Origin of the sequence: Providencia hangzhouensis, assembly GCF_029193595.2 — a bacterium.
Taxonomy (GTDB): Bacteria; Pseudomonadota; Gammaproteobacteria; order Enterobacterales; family Enterobacteriaceae; genus Providencia; species Providencia hangzhouensis.
In genome coordinates this window covers 1,953,262-1,971,033 of record NZ_CP135052.1, presented here as the reverse complement: position 1 = coordinate 1,971,033, position 17,772 = coordinate 1,953,262, and the positions used below count along the sequence as shown (strand labels likewise).

Genomic DNA, 17,772 nt, shown 5'->3' with positions numbered 1-17,772 from the left:
AGGTGGCTGTTTTGAAAGATGTAACATTATGGTTTTACACCATATTTTTTTTGAAAATCATCCTCTTTCTTTTCACACACGGAAGCAACGAATTGCTTAGTCTCTGGTGAAAGAGATTTTTTCTCATAATCTTTCCAACAAAGTTTTATTACATCTCTGTCCTTACTTTTCTCTTTATCTTTTGGTGACTCATTAGTACTAGGTATCGCTAAATATAGTAATAGAAAGCCAACCGCAAAACCGATAATGTATTTATATGATTTCACTTTAGAACCCCAATAAAATTAGATTGCTAAACAGATCATATCTTATCCCATTAAACTACCTGTTCAAATTCGGCACTTATTGTTTTGCGGATATTGCCGCTATCTGAAGACCATTTTCTGCAAACAACTACAACAGCAGGCTTGTTTTTAGTGGGTTGAAATAAAAATGATTTCACCCCGCCATGGCGTTTTAAAAAATCTAACGCCTGATTGGCCTTTTCTGGCGTAAGAGATAGGTTCACATTGAATTTTTCAAGCTGTGAGTTTAGCCCATCAGGTTTACGTTGTTCATACCCATCACCAAAACTAACAGATCTCACTCGGGGGGAGGATTCTGTTCCCATCCCCGGTTTAATAGGCCAGTTAAATGTTTCCATTAACCCTCCATTATTCAGCCCTCAACAGAGGGCTTCATATTATGTTACGCTTGAAACGAACCACCATCACGGCGTTCTTTTATCATAACTTGCTTGGTTTTTTGCTCCACTAAATTCAAAATTTGTTTAACTGCATTCGGCCCAATTTCCCCGTTGCTAGCATCATTTTGAATATTAATTTGGAAAGTTTGATTAACCTCACCGCCCGTTGGACCGCTTGCAGCTACAACCCCCAATTTCCCATCAATTCCTCGGCGTAAAGGTAATATCGCCTCTGGCCCTGCTTCACCCATTAATCCAGCGCCACAAGCAAACGGGAATAAAGTTGGCTTCGATACAATTTGCCCACTGTACGCACTAAGACCAGGAGAGTTGTATACACCCCCTTTTGCATTAGCGGTCACACCACCAAACCCAAAAGCTTCAAAACCTTTAACAATGCTCATTTTGATAGCAATTTCAGCTAGCATTTTCAAAATTGATTTAGTGAAGTCTTTAAAGTTGGCCTGTCCATCCACTAGCACGCTAGATAGTGTGGAACTAAATCCATTTAATGTCGCTGATGTAACGCTTTGAATTTGCCCATTAGCATCTAAGGCTGCGTCCCGATAGTCCCCCCAAGCTGTTTTCATGCCAGCCGCCCAATCTTGTTTTGCGGCATCTTCTTGGGCAAAAGTCGATAATTTTGCACCCTCTACCTTTTCCCATTGCGGGGTATTGCCATAGGTTGAGCGCAATTGCTCTATTTCGAGTGCCCGCTGAAGCTCTAAAGACGATTTGCCCAGCGAATCCGCAATGGCTTTTTGGCGAGCTTCTTGCTGTTTGACGTATTTATCAGCCTGATCTTGCAATTTATTAAGATGTTCTTGCTTGGAGATTTGGTCGCCCAAATCAGCTAATTTCATCTTATTGGCTAAAATACTTTCTTTATTTTTTAATAAAGATTGTTCATCAAGGGATAATTTACGAGTTTTGCTAGCCTCCTCTAAAACATTAAATTTGGCCTGTTCTAACTGTAAGTTTTTACGCTGCTGACTAATAAAGTCAGTGGCTGTTTGGTGTTGTTGCAGTAACTTTAGTTGCGCTTGTAGAGAGGTTAATTCCGCTTGTGAAGATTCGTCATGACGAGTGCCCATATCGGGCTTGTAAGCTTTTCCTTTTGGTGTTTTACGTGCTAATTCTTTCTTATACCGCTCATTTTCTCTCTGAATAGCTAGATCTTTTGCTGACTGAGAGGCGTGTTCATCATTTCTAATTCTCTTGAGTTCTCTTTGGTGCTTTTCCTCTGATGTCTCATATTTCTTTTTTAACGCTAAATCAGCTTCAAGCTGTTTCTTCATCTTCTCATTAAACGCAGAAATAGCATTTGCACCTGCATTAAACGATTTCTCATTACTTATCTGATTTTGCAGATTTTTAACTTCAGATGTTAGATTTTTAACTAGCGCTTTGTTTGCTTCTAAGTTTCTTGTAGCGTTTTGATTTAAAAATGATTCAGAGTTTCTTCCGACACCATACCCTGTTGTATCAGGGGCGCCTCCTTTTTCAGCAATTTCTAGCTCTTTTTTGGCTGCTACTAATTGCTGAACCTTTGCATCTAATTTATCTTGTACAGAAACAGATCGACCAACATTAAGCATTCTGTCCCATGCATTTTGAGCCGCTTCACCAACCCACTTCCATGCAGTTTCTAACGTCCCCAAGTTTTCACTAATTTGAGATGTCCTGTCTCTCATTGAATTAGCATAAGATTCCATCGCAATCTTAGCAGCATCAGATGTTCGCCCCTGCTCCTCAAGCGTAGTTATTTGCTCAAGTTGCGTTGCCGTTAAAAAGTGGAGAGACTTATCCAATTCCATAACAGCTTGAGCCGGCTGATCTTTGAGTCGCTGAAATTGCTTGATAGTTTCATCGATAGATTGGCCTGTGGCCTTTTCCATTTTTGCCGCAACGCCAGCAACCATGTCTACCTGTGAGCCAGTGAACGAACCCGAACCCACCACTTGTGCCAGCGCATCAGCCATTTTGTACTGCGTGATACCGTCACCCGAAAGTGACCTTGCTAATTCATTAAGTTGGCCTTTGGTTTTAGCGGCATAGTTGCCCGTTAAAATAAGCTGTTTATTGTACTCGCTGAGCTCTTTAGACCCTTGATAAGCAGCAACGCCAAATGCCGTTAATGCACCAGCACCACCAAACATGGCCACTTTCCATGGTGTGATTAAAGATGTGATCGCTTTCAGTGAATTACCAAACCCACCAAACGAGTCTTTAATTTGCACTCCCTGCTGAACGGCTACTAACCACGGTGGCATGCCGGAAGCCAAAGAAGTGACAATATCGGTCATTTGCATTGGCAACTGTCGCATTGCTTGGCGATACTGGCCAGAGCTAATCGTTACACCTTTTAACGCTACGTTTTGTTTTTCAAGTTTGCGAATGTAAACATCAGCTGAACTTGAAACACCAAGCTGTGCTGCTTGAATACGTAACATTTCAGTGCGAGACAAGTTCTGTTGAGTCACTTGTTCTTTTAACTTGTTAATAAAACGCTGCTTGGCCTGCGTTTGCTCTTCTTCGGCTCTTGTGGTTGTTTTAATTATCCCACCGATTCGATTTTGAAGTGTCGCATACTCTTTACCAACCAGGAGCCCGTTTTGTAAGTCTCTGTTAAGACGCTGGCGTATTGCTTGGGCTTCTTCAAGTCCTTTATTGTACTTTTGCAATGCATCCATTTGCGCATCATACTGTGCAACAAGTCCAGTATTTGATTCGGGGCGCTTTCCTTTACGCATCTCTTCTTCAAAAATGCGCTTCACATCTATGTGATTCTTTTCAACGGCCCGTGCTTCTGCTTCAAGCTCTGAAATTTTTTGTTGATGCGCTGCTGCGGACGCATCACTAAATTGTTTGAGTTGGGATTGCCGCTTCCTCTGCCTTTCACTTTCCTTTGCTGCAATTCGGTCCAATGCATCTTGACGCATTTTCGCAAATCGCTGGTCATCACGCTCCTGCTTATTTAATTCACGCTCAACACGTCCAGCTTTCTCAAGGAATTCGGTTGTATTCACGCCAATCTTAATCTCAAGATCCGCTATTTGGTTGCTCATATCGCACCCCTCCGACAATTCCCTCGCCGATTGTCTGCAGTGTTTCGTCTGACATTTCTGTATCACTCGCCTCTACATCGGTCAGTAACATAAAATCGGTTAACTCAGTATCACCACCAAACATGGTCTGAAATACGGTTTTCTGTAATGCAGCAAATTCGGTATCAATAAGCTGAGGCGTGAACGGTACTTTGCTGAAATGGTCGGTCCAATCGCTATACTCGGTTGCACTGATTTCATCTAGCATTCGTCGCCAGTCAGGTCGCCCAAATTCACGCGCCAGTCGCAAAGCAAACACACGTTCACGCGCGACTACTTTTCCAGTGATTCAGGCTCCTGCGCTTCTTGCCCTTCTTTTTCACTAGGGTCGCTGTCATTGCTCATGCCGCTTAGTTTAGAGGCGGTATCAAATGCGGCTTTTAAGGCTGAATCACCCCAGTTATCGAGTATTTCCTGATAGATGGTTTCAATGTCGCGATTTCTATCAGTGTTCCAAATCGAGCGAGAGACAATCCATGTAAGTTGCTCAACGCCATGTCGATTTGCTTTAGCTCCCAGCGCGTGACCTTTGAGGTTTTCAAGTTCACTATCTTGATGGACTAATAATTCAAAATACTCAGCACGCTGCAGGGCAGTTAATTCAGAAAGAATGATAACTTCTTCACCAATTTTGATTTCTTTTTTCTTTAAAAACATATCGATACCTTTTCGTTAATAATAAAAAAGGCCGCTGAGCGACCTATTTATAATCCAGTGCAATTTGCAGTTTATTTTCTGCTTCTTGTTTATTGTGTAGCAAGTGAGCTTTTCTACCCCCTCTACCCCAATAATTCATTGTTCGACCACAATCACTAACTATTGCGGCCTCTTGGTTGTAAACATATGCAGCCATATTCGCTTCAGCCATAAAGCTAGCAACTGAAATTAACTCACCTGAAAAATATTTATCTAGGACGGTGTAAACACCAACTTTAAATGCAGGGTCGATATATCCTGCATATTCATAGGCCAAAAACTTAGTTGCAAATGTTCCACCATTACGGCCTTTAGAGATTATAAAAGGTGTAGAATTTCCACCTTTTACTAACTCATTGATAAATGACTGAGTTACTGAGCTTCTTAGGAAGTCAACTGGCCGTAAGTTATCTACTTTCATGCCTGATGCTTTTGCAGCCTTCCAAATATCAGTGATTGATATATATCCATCATCACCCACTCTTACTGGTGTATTAAAAACTGATAATTCTTTCATGGTGCTTACCTTATTTAGTAATGAACCCTTGCCGAAATAGGAAACCAGCCCATCGAAGCGACACCAGCTATAACTGATCCCCTCAAAGGCTCATTACCTAAATTTTGGCTCGATGTTTAACATGTGAATGTGCTTTCGGTGCACAGGGTGAAATGCATATAAAAAGCCACATTTCTGTGGCTATTTGATTGATTTAAATATTTATTACTCTTTTGGTTGAGTAACTGTTTTACCCGCTGGTTTTGGGGGGATTTCTTCTGCCATGGTTGGGCGGCCGGTATTTTTAATTTTTACCGTGCGCGTCATGGTTTCTTTAATCGGAATGGATTTACCTAGGCTGCTAATCCAACCCTTAAATAAGTCCAGAGTACCATTTGGGTACAAGATTTTGTAAAAGCGTGGCACTCCCTCATCAAACCATTTAACAAGGTCTTTTTGCCCTTCTTCGCCCGGCAACCATGCAAGGGTCACACTGGTTTCACCCGAGGATTTTTCGCCCTGAGTGGTGTTTTCCCAGTCGCCATTGGGATCGTCTAGATAGCTATCGTCTTCACTTGCCGCCGTAATTTCACCCGGTTCTAGTGATTTAATTCTAGCTAATCGAGTAAAACCTGTATCAAGATACGGATCCTTTGTGGGGTCATCCGTTCCGGTATATACCCAAAGTGTGGTGCCAGCCCCTTTTGTGGGCTCCAGTGGATTTGGTACTTTTGCCATCGTAAAATTCCTTACATTTCATATTCAATTTGGTAAGTTATATCAACCGAAGCCCATAGCGCCATTTCATCATCGCGATCGTAATCAAACCCCCTTGGCGTCATATCGGTTAATACGTCACCTAAATTGGTTATGTTTTTGATTGCTGGATACAGTTTTTCTTCTACCCATTTATCTAAATCAGAATCGGTTTTGGCCGCTTTTAAAAACAGCTCAATATGAAGAATGGCTGTCCATTGATTGCTATCAAGGTACTTTGGGTCTGGGCGAGGCTCAGTTAAATAAACAGCAACAACAGGCAGTTCATTTTCATCGAAGTTGACGGGTCGCCCGTCATAAGTTGATAATTTTGGAATGCTAGCTTTGAGGCCCTCAATCACTAGCTCGCGGATCTTGGTGTGCTTAATCACTACCCCCCTTAAAATACAGCCGTAATTGGTTATTTAAGGCATCACGCATTTCTTTACTCATGTCCTCCTCACGGACTTTAACTGCATGCTCTTCAAAGGCTTCCGTTAGCGGTTTAGAAACGGGTATTTTAACAACATCAATCGGGTAACGACTTAAACTGAGTCGTTGCATGACGTGCCATTTACCATTTTTTAACTGTTGAATAAATGCGCCTTTAAAGGTGAATTTACCCACTTTTAAAACACTGCCATGTCGTCGCTCAATCCCTCGACTTCGGGATAATTGAACGCGCGCTGTACCAAGTACAATAGCGGGCAAATTCCCCCTGTTCACAGTGATCCGCGCTTTAGGGGTGCCATGCTTTGCACTGGCCTTTTTGAGCCTTACGCGCTTGCGGATGATCTTCTGTTGGATTTTGACTTCTTTAGAAACTTGCTTAACACTGCGACTTACTGCTCGAGCAGCAATACGATTTATCGCTTGAGCTGTTGCAACGGGAGTGACTTTCTCAACAATAATGTTAAGGTTTCGAATCGCTTCATCCTTCCCCTTCATCGTCATCATCCTCTAAAAAAATCATCCACTTGCCATTAAATCGCTGAAAACGAGTCACTAAATAATGGCAACCACCAGCAGCCACTTTGTCGTTTTTTCTGGGTTGATAACCCGTCGAAAAAATGACATAAGAAAGCCCATCTCCTGTGACGGGGCCGAATTCAGGTAAAAAGTGAGAATCCACCCCGATGTGGTCTATACCGTTAATAGATATAGGCTTTCCCATTCGTTTAGTGGTGAGTGCGTCCAGTCGATCTGTTAACCTCTCAAACGCACTCATAAATTAGCCACCTGCTGCCGCTGCCACTGGGAAAATATTAAGTTTTACGGGTACTAATTCCGCGCCAGCTTCAGCCGCCTCCCATGTAATACCAACAGGAACGCCGCCTTTATCTGCAACAACCCCTTTATCACCTGTCACCGCTTGACCTGCCGTTAATGCAACGCCCGCCTTTTTCTTTAGTAAAAAGACACCTTCAGCAAATCCATCACCAGTTTCCCCTGGTTCAATATTTGTTGCAGCGATACAAGCTAATGCACCCACCATGACCAAATCGCCACTGATAATAGCGGTTGCACCTGTATTTTTAATTTCAACAGTTAACCCTTGTTGTTGATAATTCTTAGCCATAACTTCTCCTTCTGGCCCCGAGGAGCCAGATTTTAGGTATAAAAAAAGCCCGTTAGGGCGAGGGTTTTAACCTGTAATAAGGTTATTTCGTATCAACACGAACCATGCCGCGATAATCTACTGGGGCAACCCCTGCATCGATACGAACTTTAGTGGTTACACCGTCAGAGCTGAATCCTTCTTCTTGGTCAATGTAAGGCGTATCAACACCATCAAGGTAAGCAACTTCAATGGTATCTGTACCTTGTGCCGAGGTCAGGAACCACGTTGGTTTATCTTTACTCGCGCCACGAGATAAACGAGATTCACGGATAACTTCAACAATATCTTTGACTGGGTTAATGATCCCCGCGTTGATATCCGCACCTTTAACACTGCTAGAACCAATAACTTGCTTGGCAGAAGTTGCTAAGGCCGTTGGAACCAGCATAAATGCAGGTTCAATATTTAACTCACGCTCACCTTCTTTTTGCTCTTGCATTAACGCACAAGCAGCCGCAATCGTATCAACATCCATGCCGCCACTGGTTAAGTTTGCGTGTTTTGCATCAAACATTTTAATGTTATCACCGCTAAAAATTACGTTATCCATAAGAATAGCGTAAACCAAGTCACCAATGGTCGCTTTGGCTGCACGACCTAGTTTCATCGGAATGTCAGTGAGCATCGACATATCATCGTTAATGATAGCTTGGCGAGTAATGCTGAATAACTCACCGTAAGTTGCCAGTGCGATAGTTGCCTTTTTGTCACCCGTAGTCACGTATTTGTATTCTGCACCTTCGCGAACTTCACGGATGGAGTTAAACCCACCCATTCCAACACGTGTCGCCGTTTTAAAGTCACCCAGATGCCCTTTTTTCGTCCATTTTTCAAACGTTTCTGGCGCTTCATTCCAACCTTGCAAAATAGATTTATTTGCTACATCTAACAAAATATTACCAAAGTCAGATGTGCCGTGAGTAAAGGCCATGCCAACCATTTGCATTGAGTTACGAGTCGCAATACCAACGCCACGATCCGTTAATGACATGCGAGCCAATTCGCGCAGTGTCATGCAGTTATAAGGGTTATCAGCATGTGCTTCATCATATCCCGCACGTGCCATCAATGATGCACGGACGCTATCACCCACGATATTGCCGTTATTTGCATAAATATGAGCACCGTAATTATTTTTATTTGTTGGTGTCGCCTCTTTGGCTACCAAATCCAAAATTTTGTCTTTTGCTTGCTCGACGGTGCAGTTGATATCTGTCAGACACTCAACCATGATGCTGTCATGCTTACCACCAAACATCGCAAATAGATCTTTAATGTCATTCATGCGCGTTTGCTCGGCTTGTCGTGCTTGCGCTTGAATGCCTGCAGTATCTGGTTGTTGTGTATTGGTTGGGTTTTGTGGTTGCGGTACGGGATCTACCGGTGTTGTTGTGTTTCGTGGGTTAGCTAAGCTGTTTTTTAACGTGTTTTTTAATGAATTCGGCATGGATTTAAATTCCTCGATGCGTTTAGATGAAAGACTGGCCATGGCTTTAACCGGCTCAATCACAGTATTAGCAAAACCGTGCTCCACGCACTCTTCTGCGGTTAACCATGTCTCTTCGCCAAGCATGGCTTCAATTTCTTCTTTGGTTTTCCCAGTTTTCTCCATGTAGGCAGGAATTAAGACGTTTTCGACTTTATCGAGCAGGTCGGCATAATCTCGCATATCATTGGCATCACCCCACGACACGCCCCAAGGCTTATGGATCATCATCATGGCGTTTTTTGGCATTTTGACTTCATCACCTACCATGGCAATAACCGACGCCATCGAAGCGGCTAGCCCATCGATATGAACCGTAATGGTTGCATTGTGATTTTTGAGCTGGTTATAAATAGCAATACCCTCAAAAACTTCACCACCAGGCGAATGAATATGAAGGTTGATATGGTTAATATTGCCAAGAGAAATTAAATCTTCGGTAAATCGCTTCGCACTTATTCCCCACATCCCAATTTCATCATAAATATAAATATCGGCTGAAGTTTCACTGGTCGCCTTCATTTGAAACCAGCTTTTCTCCGGTGCCGACATTAGCGGTTTACTCATCGTCGTGCTGTTTTTTGGTAGCATCAGATGTGTGTTTCTCGTCTGCATTGTCGTTACCTTTGTCGTTAGCGGGGTCAGTATCAAATTTCAGCCCCAGTCGTTCATTTTCATCAATTTCCGCTTTACGGCGGCGTTTAACTTCTGCTGGATTACCACCTCTAGCGCGAACCCAATCACTTTCTGTCGCAGCACCACCACGAATTTGTGCCTTCCATGCATTTGATTCTTTAAGCGGATCAATCCATGGCATGACAGGACCGTTGTATGTCGCGTTATAAAGTGAATTTAGGTCAACGTCAGCAGGGAGGGTAATCACTCTAGATGCAATAGCCATTTGTAGCCATTGCCGATAGACAGGCCGACTAACTGAGCCGCAAAAGGTATCTTGCAGAATGTAATAACCCTCAAATGACTCCACCAGCTCTTGTCGTTGTGCGCTGTATGTTCCGTTGTAATCACGAGCGATACTGGAATAACTCCCCCGACTACCGGCGGCAACAGCTCTTAACTGACCGTTTCTAAAATTTTCAAGGTTTGGGTTTGGCCTATCGGATTTGATCATGCCAACTTCTTCACCAGGCAATAAGTCATCGTAGATTATGCCCGGCTCAATGATGATATTTCGGTCTTCTTTATCTTCATCGGCATCATATAAACCAGCATCACCTTTTTTAATGTACATCCCTAATGAAGCTGCAATCCTTGCCGCTGTTAGCTCTGCGTCCTCATAATCCTTCAAAGAGCTTAGGCGCATTAAGATACCCGAAAATAAACTGACACCACGCACCTGATGTAACCGCCGTACATATTTTATATGCAGCATGTTTTCAGCGAGGATGGATTTTAGGTCTCCCATTTGCTGTCCTGCGGTTAACAGGTTTTTGTAAACAGAATAGGACTGTGGGCGACCCCAGTTATTTAATTGGATCCCCTGCCGGATATTTTTCCCTGTATCATCGAGATGAATAGGAACAAAGTCAGGTTCAAGTGCTTCCAACCAAAACGGGATCCCCGCTTGTTTATCCAGCCCCTTTTGGTTTCCTTTGACCAATTGAGCAAAGACCTCCCCATCGCGTATCCACGTTCTGACTAAAAGACGCTCAAGCATTGGGCGGGTAAATTGCCCTGTCACTTCTGGGCGAATTGACCATTCAGCCCAAGCAGATCTTATTTGTTTGGCTAGTTCTTCATGAATTTGCCCTGTTAGCGATAATGGCTGAGGTTCAACAATGATCCCTCTACTGCCGACAACTCGCTCTTCCATTTTGTCAAGGATACCAATCACAAGATCATGGTTGTTGTCTAACCACCGCGCCTGCTCGCGCAATGACTTTCCCCCAGTTTGTGTTAATTGATTGGCATTACGGGGCTCTCGCCTTGCTTTATGTTGCCGTGATGGCATTGCGGCTTCATAAGCCATGATTTGGTTTCGTGAGCGCAAACGACTACTAGCCCATCCTGGTGAAATCACCGATATGGCTTTATCAAGAAAATTCATTGGAACCTCGCTAATTTATAGCCGCGTGACCTGCGATTTGTTGCACTGCTTTGTGAATATCGCCTCTCCCAATATTCCCGCCCCTTGCAGATCTCGCTAAGATTTTCCATTGTCATTGACTGTCCATTAAATGTAATACTCTTCCCCTGCAGTATTTCCATTTCTGCTTTTAAATACGCATCTAGCATTTCTTTAATTTGCTCACGGGTCATACCCATCCCCCTGAAGTTGCAGACACAGGAGCCCATGCCGAGCTTGTGCTAGGTGTGGTTTCTTGTGTTTCTGTTTGAATTTGTGTTGATTTTTGAGGAGGTTGATTAGGCGCCGGACGAGATGGTTTAACATCACTGATATCCGGCAACCGAGCCCATTTAGGCGGGTTCTCCCATTTGATTTTTTCGTAACCAAGCAAAATTACCAACGCATGCGCATAGACCATTAAGTCAAATGCTTCGTTAGCCCCTTTACCCGGTTTACTCCATTTCCCGTTACTGTCGCGCTCTTCATACGTCAATTCATCGTAGAAGGAATCATCAAGCCAATCTGGAAAATGAATATAGTTAGGGCCAACGGTGTCTCGCCCAAGATGAGCAGAAATGCGATCCTTAAGCTCATTAGTTTGTAATAAATGAATGGGTACATCACCCCGCGCTTTTGCTCGGCGATCTGAACGGTTAGTGTTATCAGGGTAAGATTTAGTAATGAGCTTGCTTTTCGCTTTACCATCCCCCTTAAATAAATAAACTCGCCTCGCTAACCCTTCCTTCTTACATTGTCGCCAAAATTTATACGCGTTATCAGTTACCCCTTCTTCCCCACCGGTATCTATTGCCATGCAATGGACGCCCATTTCAACGTTGTCATGATCGTGAATTGGGTAAGTTTTATCGAGCACATCCGTAATGAGAACATCCCAGTCCTCCGCGTAAGATGAAGGATTAATGGGCAGCGATTCACCATCTTCGTTTGTTCTTAGTGAATGAGTGATATCAAATCGGTCAATTATCCAACGCTCACCTCTGGTGCCATAGCCTGTGACCTGAACGACAAAACGCCGCTTTTTACCACCCTGAACGTCAATAGTTGCAACAAGAAAACGAACGCCATTAGGCACTGAACCATAGTCCCAATACTCTGCTCGGGCTTTAAGATCATCGCCGCTTCGCTGCTCTTGACTGATTTTTGGTAAATAAGGTTGTCCCCAATCGGTATTAATAACGGACTTTAGTGTTTCCTCACTACCGGTTCGCTCGTATTCCTGCTCCGCATTAAGTAAGTTATAAACTAACTTTTCCCATGTTTGATAAGCTGCTGCGGGGCCTTCCATCCAAAATGAAGCAATGCGCGACTCTCTTGGCTCACCCGTTACAACACCATTTTGGTCAATAGACTGCCCCTCTCTAAGCCAGACCCCTTTATTGTTTAGTTCTCTTTTCTGTTCAGGTTCGATAATTCCCATACAGTGTGGGCATTGTAATCGAGCGGCTTTGCTGCCCATTGTTGGGTCATCACCCTCACTAAAGCCCACCATATTTTCTCGAATAGGCAAGAAATATTCCGAACAATGCGGACATGGCCAATACCAGCGGCGGCGATCACCCCGATTATAAAGTGACAAAATCCCCGTTGTAGGTGGTGCCTCATGAGGTGTATTTCGTCGCCATTTGCTGTCTGTTATTTCTCGACCTGGGGAGCTTTCTACAAGCGTTTTTCCTGCCGACATAAATGTGGTTGTACGCTTTGCAGCTAATGTATAAGCATCACCCTCACCGTCAATATCTTCGGGAAATCGGTCATAATCCGTTAATGCCACAAATCGATAATCCGAAGAGGACATGATATTGACGGATGGCCAACCAATTTTTAAGTAATTTCCTGCCCTAAATGTTTTGTCATGGACGTTGTTATCATTGCGGTGTGGACTTAGTCTTTTAGCCACTTCACGACTAGAGCGAAAGGTTCTGTCTAATCGCTTTTTAGAATGCTCTCGCGCTTTTTCTTCTGTCATTTGGATAAGAAGAAAATCCGCGGGGTCACATACAATGACATAAACAATCCAGCCATCAATTAACCCCAGTGATTTACCCGTACGCGCTGGACCAACAAATATCACCGAATCATAGCGGCGATCTGAAAGGCAGTTCATGGGTTCAATAATGTAGGGAGTTAATGAATCATCCCACGGTATTGATGAACCTTCACCCATGGGAACGCGCATATATTTTTTTACTGCCTGAGCAATTGGCATTCTACGAGGTGCTTTCAATAAGGATGCAACATCCTTTCTTACCGTTGATGCTGAGGCATAATTTACTGTCATTCGTCAAAATCCTCCGCTTCCATCACGCGAGAAGCGAGAATATCCCGTAATTCATCAACAATGATTTGCACCTCAGTGAGCTGCTCCGCGTTCCACCCCTTATCTCGCTCTAATTTATCGGGCCACGTATCTAAAACTTGGGTTATTGCCTTAACCAGCACCGCCATTTCCAAATGCACATCAGCAACAGGAACTAATTGTTTAAGCGTAGTTTCCAGCTTAATTCTTTCATTTTCAGACTGATACCAATCCTTGCGCTCTTTAGGTGGCATCAGCGTGGGGTCTTGAAGGTTATTTGTATTTACATCGGGGTCGGCACCAAAAAGTATCGGCCCGATATCTCGCAAAGCATAAACGGGATTGCCTCGCACAATATTGGCAATGGGAGTATTTGCATCGAGCAATCGCTTTTTAACTGTTCCGCGATTTAAGCCGAATGCTTCAGCAATCTTAGCCACGCTCCAGTTGTAGGCGTCCCCCAGATTGCTGATGTTGGACATTGACACCTCACTCTGTCAGGTGAAAACTGATATTTTTATTTATTATCAGATGGATATAACACATTGAGGTGACAACTCATTTTGAAAATTGTCACCTCAATATTGATATTTTCAAACTAAATCAAAGAGTTAACTAACCTGCTGCTGACAGCATGAAAAATTGAAAATGAGCCGTTTCCCGCGCGCGCGCCGCCTCGTGGTAAGGGTGCCCCCTCAGGAGTACCTTTTGAATTATGCGTAAAATTAATCAATCTAATGAGTTTAAGGTTTCTTTGGTGGTGGGAGTGGCTTGGAGTTGCTAGACCGCTTGGGTTGATACCCTTTAACATTTGTACCGCCATCATTTAGTTGCTTGTCCAGATGTTCTCTGAATTGGTTAGGGTTATTGAAACCTTCGCTGCCCATGGCTTCCTCCATTTGGTTATTAACCGCCATAATCAATTTGAACTCGTATGGCTTCTTCATAAGTTGCATCACGCCAACCCGTCATCGTTTTGATATCATTACTTGGGCTATCAAGAGGATATCGTGAGCGCTTTATATCAACTTCTACTTGCAATACAGGGAGTCCAGTCAGGTTCTGACGCCTGAACTTAAAGCGCCCTGTCAGGCCTATTTCGTGGTTTCTATATCTTGGTAATGGCATATTAAGCAAACCCTGAGCTTTTACGCTGAATATCAGCCCGAATCTGTGTGATAGACGACTGCAAATGACTAAATTCAGACTCAACCTGTTGCTTAAACTTTTCGAATTCTGACTGCTCACGAGAAATAGCTTCACTTGTTCGGCTAATTTCAGCGGAAGCTTTAAGAGCCATTTCAGCAGGTACTTGAACACTGTTATCATTAATGCCTGTGGTTATTTTAAACCGTACTTGCTCTGCCCCCTTTTTAGCACCTTCTTTTGCTGCTTGTGTCATGGCTTTCTCTAGCGCAGCATTATCAATAAACACCCCATTAATGAACGCTCTATCAGCGGAATTTGTAAACACGGGTTCTAAGCACCCAAAATGGTTGAATGCAGCAAAATCAGTGATGAAGCCACCTTTGGCTGGTTGTTTCAGTCCAGTGCTAATCATCAGCCCTTCAATACGCTTTAGCTGCGCTTCCAGCTTATCTAAGTCAGTGCTATCGACTGATATCTTTATAGATAGGGTGGCTATTTCTTTTTTATCTGACATGACTGTCTCCATAAATGAAAAAGCCACCAGTGATTAGCTGATGGCTATTACATTAAAAATAATTTCAATCGACTATTTTCAAAATAAAAAAACTGATTTATTCTTAAATTGAGCGTACTAGCTCACAAGTGCAGTAGTCCACTTCAACTTACGGGAGGTATCTATGTTTCTCGTATACACCATCATCGTTATTGCTTTTTTTATATCTTTAGCAACAATGGATTCACCTGAGGGTGACCAGGTTAATTTTGATATTAACGATAAGCAAATAGGATATATGTATGTTATGTAACTACGATTGAAAGCCCTGAAATATTTATCTAACAGGGCTTTCCTTCTCGCCCCTACTATTCTAGTTGCAGAACACCGTGTTCTTCCGAGCCTGAATAAGCTATCAAACCTTCATAAACAATTTCATCACCATCACAGATGGTGCCTACTTCAAGGGTGTAAGTCAGTTGCCCCTCTTCCTGTGTAAACTCATAAAGAGACTTGATTTGTTCTGGTGTTAATACGATTTTGCTCATCAATAAATACTCCAATTTGGCTTAAGCAATAAGTAGTGGTAATATCCTGCCGCTGGTTAAGGATGACTGGTCCTACAACAATAATGATAAAGATACATTTCCATTAGATATGCCCTTCTATAGAGGGGCTTTTTTTATATCATTTAATAATCACCAAATATAATTGCGCATTTGAAATAACCTGCTAGGCTTAACGCTGATATTCATCGTAAAGCAACACTTTAGCCTACCGCTGTGTAGGCTTTTTTTATTTGCATACGCGTTTTTCAATATTCTTTTCCGTATTTCGTAACAATTTATACCTAGATTATTTAACTTATATTGGTATCATGCGCACACCCATTTGACATTTGGGTATTCATAAACAAAAATTGGTTCTATTAATCGAATATTCCGCCCCGCGCCAACGAGGGGCTTTTTTTATTCTTTCGGAGTGCTTTTATCCAACTCTTCACGGAATTGCTCTGGTTTATCAAAGCCTTGTGTTGCCATGTTATTTCTCCATTAAAAAGCCCCGCGATTGCGAGGCTGACATATTTTGTTAAGATTTTTTACACTTATTCATCAGTCAATGTATTAATCTTAAAAGTAGACATATATAACAATAAACTTACTAGGCAGTACATATAGTTAGCCCATATTCCACCAGGCGGTATGGGCTATTTTTTTGCCCTTTCAGCTTCAATATCTCGAATGGCTTTTTTATCTAAATTACATTGCTCGATGACTTTTAGTAGTGACTCATTTATCAACAGAGAGTCACCCCAAGGAAATGTCTCAGGGATGTATTCAGGTAAGCAATCATTGAGTAAGTGGGCTGGTATGGGTATTGGTGGCGTTTGAACGTATTCTATTCGCGTGGTTGTGCAGCTCGATAGTAGCATCACGAGGAGCATCAAGGGGAGCGCACTCATTATCCACAAGAACAGTTTTGATAATGGTTTTGACCTTTTCAGAAGCCACGGTTGCCCTATCCCGCTCTCTGAGATTATTTCGTGAGATTTCATTGAATGTTACCGAAAGTTCTAAAACGGTGGACAATATGAATTGATTGGCGGCTAGCTCATTAGCTTTCTTATCAAACTTATCACTCAATTTGTCGTAATCTTTCACAACCCAAATAAGCCAAAATAGCAAAATGACACAAGCGGCCATTAATGCTTTAGTTAGTATGCTTAGTTGCTGCCCCATCGTGCTTTATATCCCCTCACGTCAATATGTGTGAATGTTTTATAGCGACCGATGCCGTAGCTATCAGGAAAGATAGATTCAAGATAATCAGCCACTATTTTAGGCGCTACATCCTTGACTTTGATATCTGCCGCAGTGCCTAACAAGTGTTGTGATTTAGGCGCGCCACCTACACTTTTATTATGGTTGGTGCAGCGACGGCCACTGACAATAATTACTGGCTTACTAAAATGGGCGCGAACACTTTCAAGTATTTCAACCAACTTAGGTTCAACTTGATTTGCTCCGCACCCGTCTTTACATGCAAATTCATTACTATCGAAATGTTTACTTAATTTCATTTCTTCACCATGAAAGTAAAAGGCCGCCTTATAAGTGACCAGATTGATTTGATTCGGGACATTAGCTTACTGATAACGATGACCGTCATAATGTTTCCACCTGACGCAAAGATAACGAGGAATAAGATTAAATCAGCATAAACATCGGACGGGGCTGATACCCTTGCCCCTGTTAACGTTTCGTAGATTTGATAAACCATACCGATTAGTAATGCAGTTCCGACAATAGCGTCCCTTGTTCTTGGGTATCGACACAAAAATAAAATAAGCGTCGACAATGACATCAAAGAAATATCAGCAGCATCCCAAAAGTAAAGGTCTAGCCATGCTATAACCTCGCCGTACAACTTAAAGAAGGCTTCCATCAGTTACCCCCTTTATTTTGCCAGTCTTTAATGGCCTGTACGATACTACTGAAGTTTCGGTCTATTGATGCAACAATACGACTAAACAGCTTTCTAAGGTTGTCTTTGTTTGCAGCAAGCACCAGAACGGGGATTAACAAGGCCGAAATAACAATGGCTGTTATCTTAGGGCTAATTTCCCATTGCCATACCTGAGCAATAAAATCTGAGGCTTCTTTAGCAATGAGGATCCCTGCACCGAGTGCTAAAATAAAATGAAGTATCTTTCGTCGGTTATTATCTTTAGATGCAATGACGGAAACTGAAGCGCCAATAACTGCCCCTAGCACAACACCATAGTCGGCACCAATAAGGAAACCGCCCATCGCGCCACCGCCAGCAGCACCGAGGGTTATCCCTATTGATGTGCTCATAAATGATTTGTTCTCTTAACAG

The 17,772-nt window shown here is 42.7% G+C and carries 23 protein-coding genes and 1 pseudogene; all 24 read right to left on the bottom strand.

Annotation, left to right across the window (positions count from 1 at the left end):
• Positions 1 to 26: 26 nt before the first annotated feature.
• The 24 genes and pseudogenes from PZ638_RS08725 to PZ638_RS08615 all read right to left on the bottom strand — a co-directional run bounded on the left by PZ638_RS08725 (position 27) and on the right by PZ638_RS08615 (position 17,750).
• A complete protein-coding gene (locus PZ638_RS08725) occupies positions 27 to 266 on the bottom strand; it encodes a hypothetical protein (RefSeq protein WP_096863838.1) in 240 nt (79 codons plus the stop codon).
• Between the two features lie 50 nt (positions 267 to 316).
• Entirely contained in the window at positions 317 to 643 is a 327-nt protein-coding gene (locus PZ638_RS08720) for a phage tail protein (RefSeq protein ID WP_096863837.1), read from the bottom strand.
• A 44-nt stretch (positions 644 to 687) separates the two neighbouring features.
• On the bottom strand, positions 688 to 3,753 hold the full coding sequence (locus PZ638_RS08715; protein ID WP_275612128.1) for a phage tail tape measure protein: 3,066 nt from the start codon (positions 3,751 to 3,753) through the stop codon (positions 688 to 690).
• Positions 3,728 to 4,051 carry a phage tail assembly protein T gene (locus PZ638_RS08710; RefSeq protein ID WP_227528954.1) on the bottom strand — a complete coding sequence of 108 codons (324 nt, stop codon included), beginning with the start codon at positions 4,049 to 4,051 and terminating at the stop codon, positions 3,728 to 3,730. The genes PZ638_RS08715 and PZ638_RS08710 overlap by 26 nt, the downstream gene beginning before the upstream one ends.
• Positions 4,052 to 4,065: 14 nt before the next feature.
• On the bottom strand, positions 4,066 to 4,449 hold the full coding sequence (locus PZ638_RS08705; RefSeq protein ID WP_096863835.1) for a phage minor tail protein domain-containing protein: 384 nt from the start codon (positions 4,447 to 4,449) through the stop codon (positions 4,066 to 4,068).
• 43 nt (positions 4,450 to 4,492) lie between these two features.
• Positions 4,493 to 5,005: a KilA-N domain-containing protein gene (locus PZ638_RS08700; RefSeq protein WP_096863834.1), complete on the bottom strand. Its 513-nt coding sequence runs from the start codon at positions 5,003 to 5,005 to the stop codon at positions 4,493 to 4,495.
• A 225-nt stretch (positions 5,006 to 5,230) separates the two neighbouring features.
• Positions 5,231 to 5,722 (bottom strand): annotated as a pseudogene (locus PZ638_RS08695) (phage tail tube protein); the annotation flags it as partial.
• A gap of 11 nt (positions 5,723 to 5,733) precedes the next feature.
• A complete protein-coding gene (gene gpU, locus PZ638_RS08690) occupies positions 5,734 to 6,132 on the bottom strand; it encodes a phage tail terminator protein (protein ID WP_096863832.1) in 399 nt (132 codons plus the stop codon).
• Positions 6,125 to 6,694, bottom strand: coding sequence for a phage tail protein (locus PZ638_RS08685; protein WP_176489291.1), 570 nt, complete (start codon positions 6,692 to 6,694; stop codon positions 6,125 to 6,127). Before PZ638_RS08685 ends, gpU begins: the two co-directional genes overlap by 8 nt.
• Entirely contained in the window at positions 6,672 to 6,968 is a 297-nt protein-coding gene (locus tag PZ638_RS08680; protein WP_096863830.1) for an ATP-binding protein, read from the bottom strand. Before PZ638_RS08680 ends, PZ638_RS08685 begins: the two co-directional genes overlap by 23 nt.
• 3 nt (positions 6,969 to 6,971) lie before the next feature.
• A complete protein-coding gene (locus PZ638_RS08675) occupies positions 6,972 to 7,319 on the bottom strand; it encodes a DUF2190 family protein (RefSeq protein ID WP_275612127.1) in 348 nt (115 codons plus the stop codon).
• Positions 7,320 to 7,401: 82 nt separating this feature from the next.
• Complete coding sequence (locus PZ638_RS08670) at positions 7,402 to 9,462, bottom strand: ClpP-like prohead protease/major capsid protein fusion protein (protein WP_172767085.1); 2,061 nt, start codon at positions 9,460 to 9,462, stop codon at positions 7,402 to 7,404.
• A complete protein-coding gene (locus PZ638_RS08665; protein WP_096863828.1) occupies positions 9,407 to 10,912 on the bottom strand; it encodes a phage portal protein in 1,506 nt (501 codons plus the stop codon). Before PZ638_RS08665 ends, PZ638_RS08670 begins: the two co-directional genes overlap by 56 nt.
• Positions 10,909 to 11,124: a hypothetical protein gene (locus PZ638_RS08660; RefSeq protein WP_096863827.1), complete on the bottom strand. Its 216-nt coding sequence runs from the start codon at positions 11,122 to 11,124 to the stop codon at positions 10,909 to 10,911. Before PZ638_RS08660 ends, PZ638_RS08665 begins: the two co-directional genes overlap by 4 nt.
• The gene (locus PZ638_RS08655; protein WP_096863826.1) at positions 11,121 to 13,232 is read right to left on the bottom strand and encodes a phage terminase large subunit family protein; all 2,112 of its coding nucleotides are present in this window, start codon (positions 13,230 to 13,232) and stop codon (positions 11,121 to 11,123) included. The genes PZ638_RS08660 and PZ638_RS08655 overlap by 4 nt, the downstream gene beginning before the upstream one ends.
• Entirely contained in the window at positions 13,229 to 13,732 is a 504-nt protein-coding gene (locus PZ638_RS08650) for a DUF1441 family protein (RefSeq protein ID WP_096863825.1), read from the bottom strand. The genes PZ638_RS08655 and PZ638_RS08650 overlap by 4 nt, the downstream gene beginning before the upstream one ends.
• A gap of 424 nt (positions 13,733 to 14,156) precedes the next feature.
• A complete protein-coding gene (locus PZ638_RS08645; RefSeq protein ID WP_096863824.1) occupies positions 14,157 to 14,378 on the bottom strand; it encodes a hypothetical protein in 222 nt (73 codons plus the stop codon).
• A gap of 1 nt (position 14,379) precedes the next feature.
• Positions 14,380 to 14,913 carry a hypothetical protein gene (locus tag PZ638_RS08640; protein WP_164560854.1) on the bottom strand — a complete coding sequence of 178 codons (534 nt, stop codon included), beginning with the start codon at positions 14,911 to 14,913 and terminating at the stop codon, positions 14,380 to 14,382.
• Between the two features lie 347 nt (positions 14,914 to 15,260).
• Positions 15,261 to 15,440, bottom strand: a complete 180-nt coding sequence (locus PZ638_RS08635; protein ID WP_164561081.1) for a hypothetical protein — start codon at positions 15,438 to 15,440, stop codon at positions 15,261 to 15,263.
• Between the two features lie 659 nt (positions 15,441 to 16,099).
• Complete coding sequence (gene lysC / locus PZ638_RS21300) at positions 16,100 to 16,324, bottom strand: Rz1-like lysis system protein LysC (protein WP_096863916.1); 225 nt, start codon at positions 16,322 to 16,324, stop codon at positions 16,100 to 16,102.
• Positions 16,242 to 16,631, bottom strand: coding sequence for a hypothetical protein (locus PZ638_RS08630; RefSeq protein WP_164561082.1), 390 nt, complete (start codon positions 16,629 to 16,631; stop codon positions 16,242 to 16,244). Before PZ638_RS08630 ends, lysC begins: the two co-directional genes overlap by 83 nt.
• On the bottom strand, positions 16,616 to 16,972 hold the full coding sequence (locus PZ638_RS08625; RefSeq protein ID WP_096863821.1) for a D-Ala-D-Ala carboxypeptidase family metallohydrolase: 357 nt from the start codon (positions 16,970 to 16,972) through the stop codon (positions 16,616 to 16,618). Before PZ638_RS08625 ends, PZ638_RS08630 begins: the two co-directional genes overlap by 16 nt.
• The gene (locus tag PZ638_RS08620; RefSeq protein WP_096863820.1) at positions 16,969 to 17,337 is read right to left on the bottom strand and encodes a hypothetical protein; all 369 of its coding nucleotides are present in this window, start codon (positions 17,335 to 17,337) and stop codon (positions 16,969 to 16,971) included. Before PZ638_RS08620 ends, PZ638_RS08625 begins: the two co-directional genes overlap by 4 nt.
• Entirely contained in the window at positions 17,337 to 17,750 is a 414-nt protein-coding gene (locus PZ638_RS08615; protein WP_096863819.1) for a putative holin, read from the bottom strand. The genes PZ638_RS08620 and PZ638_RS08615 overlap by 1 nt, the downstream gene beginning before the upstream one ends.
• Positions 17,751 to 17,772 lie beyond the last annotated feature (22 nt).

Bases quoted from the DNA above. Each gene is read 5' to 3' on its own strand.
- PZ638_RS08720 (WP_096863837.1), bottom strand. From the start codon at position 643: ATGGAAACATTTAACTGGCCTATTAAACCGGGGATGGGAACAGAATCC.
- PZ638_RS08715 (WP_275612128.1), bottom strand. From the start codon at position 3,753: ATGAGCAACCAAATAGCGGATCTTGAGATTAAGATTGGCGTGAATACA.
- PZ638_RS08705 (WP_096863835.1), bottom strand. From the start codon at position 4,449: ATGTTTTTAAAGAAAAAAGAAATCAAAATTGGTGAAGAAGTTATCATT.
- PZ638_RS08700 (WP_096863834.1), bottom strand. From the start codon at position 5,005: ATGAAAGAATTATCAGTTTTTAATACACCAGTAAGAGTGGGTGATGAT.
- PZ638_RS08685 (WP_176489291.1), bottom strand. From the start codon at position 6,694: ATGACGATGAAGGGGAAGGATGAAGCGATTCGAAACCTTAACATTATT.
- PZ638_RS08680 (WP_096863830.1), bottom strand. From the start codon at position 6,968: ATGAGTGCGTTTGAGAGGTTAACAGATCGACTGGACGCACTCACCACT.
- PZ638_RS08675 (WP_275612127.1), bottom strand. From the start codon at position 7,319: ATGGCTAAGAATTATCAACAACAAGGGTTAACTGTTGAAATTAAAAAT.
- PZ638_RS08670 (WP_172767085.1), bottom strand. From the start codon at position 9,462: ATGCAGACGAGAAACACACATCTGATGCTACCAAAAAACAGCACGACG.
- PZ638_RS08665 (WP_096863828.1), bottom strand. From the start codon at position 10,912: ATGAATTTTCTTGATAAAGCCATATCGGTGATTTCACCAGGATGGGCT.
- PZ638_RS08660 (WP_096863827.1), bottom strand. From the start codon at position 11,124: ATGACCCGTGAGCAAATTAAAGAAATGCTAGATGCGTATTTAAAAGCA.
- PZ638_RS08655 (WP_096863826.1), bottom strand. From the start codon at position 13,232: ATGACAGTAAATTATGCCTCAGCATCAACGGTAAGAAAGGATGTTGCA.
- PZ638_RS08650 (WP_096863825.1), bottom strand. From the start codon at position 13,732: ATGTCCAACATCAGCAATCTGGGGGACGCCTACAACTGGAGCGTGGCT.
- PZ638_RS08645 (WP_096863824.1), bottom strand. From the start codon at position 14,378: ATGCCATTACCAAGATATAGAAACCACGAAATAGGCCTGACAGGGCGC.
- PZ638_RS08640 (WP_164560854.1), bottom strand. From the start codon at position 14,913: ATGTCAGATAAAAAAGAAATAGCCACCCTATCTATAAAGATATCAGTC.
- PZ638_RS08635 (WP_164561081.1), bottom strand. From the start codon at position 15,440: ATGAGCAAAATCGTATTAACACCAGAACAAATCAAGTCTCTTTATGAG.
- lysC (WP_096863916.1), bottom strand. From the start codon at position 16,324: ATGCTACTATCGAGCTGCACAACCACGCGAATAGAATACGTTCAAACG.
- PZ638_RS08630 (WP_164561082.1), bottom strand. From the start codon at position 16,631: ATGGGGCAGCAACTAAGCATACTAACTAAAGCATTAATGGCCGCTTGT.
- PZ638_RS08625 (WP_096863821.1), bottom strand. From the start codon at position 16,972: ATGAAATTAAGTAAACATTTCGATAGTAATGAATTTGCATGTAAAGAC.
- PZ638_RS08620 (WP_096863820.1), bottom strand. From the start codon at position 17,337: ATGGAAGCCTTCTTTAAGTTGTACGGCGAGGTTATAGCATGGCTAGAC.
- PZ638_RS08615 (WP_096863819.1), bottom strand. From the start codon at position 17,750: ATGAGCACATCAATAGGGATAACCCTCGGTGCTGCTGGCGGTGGCGCG.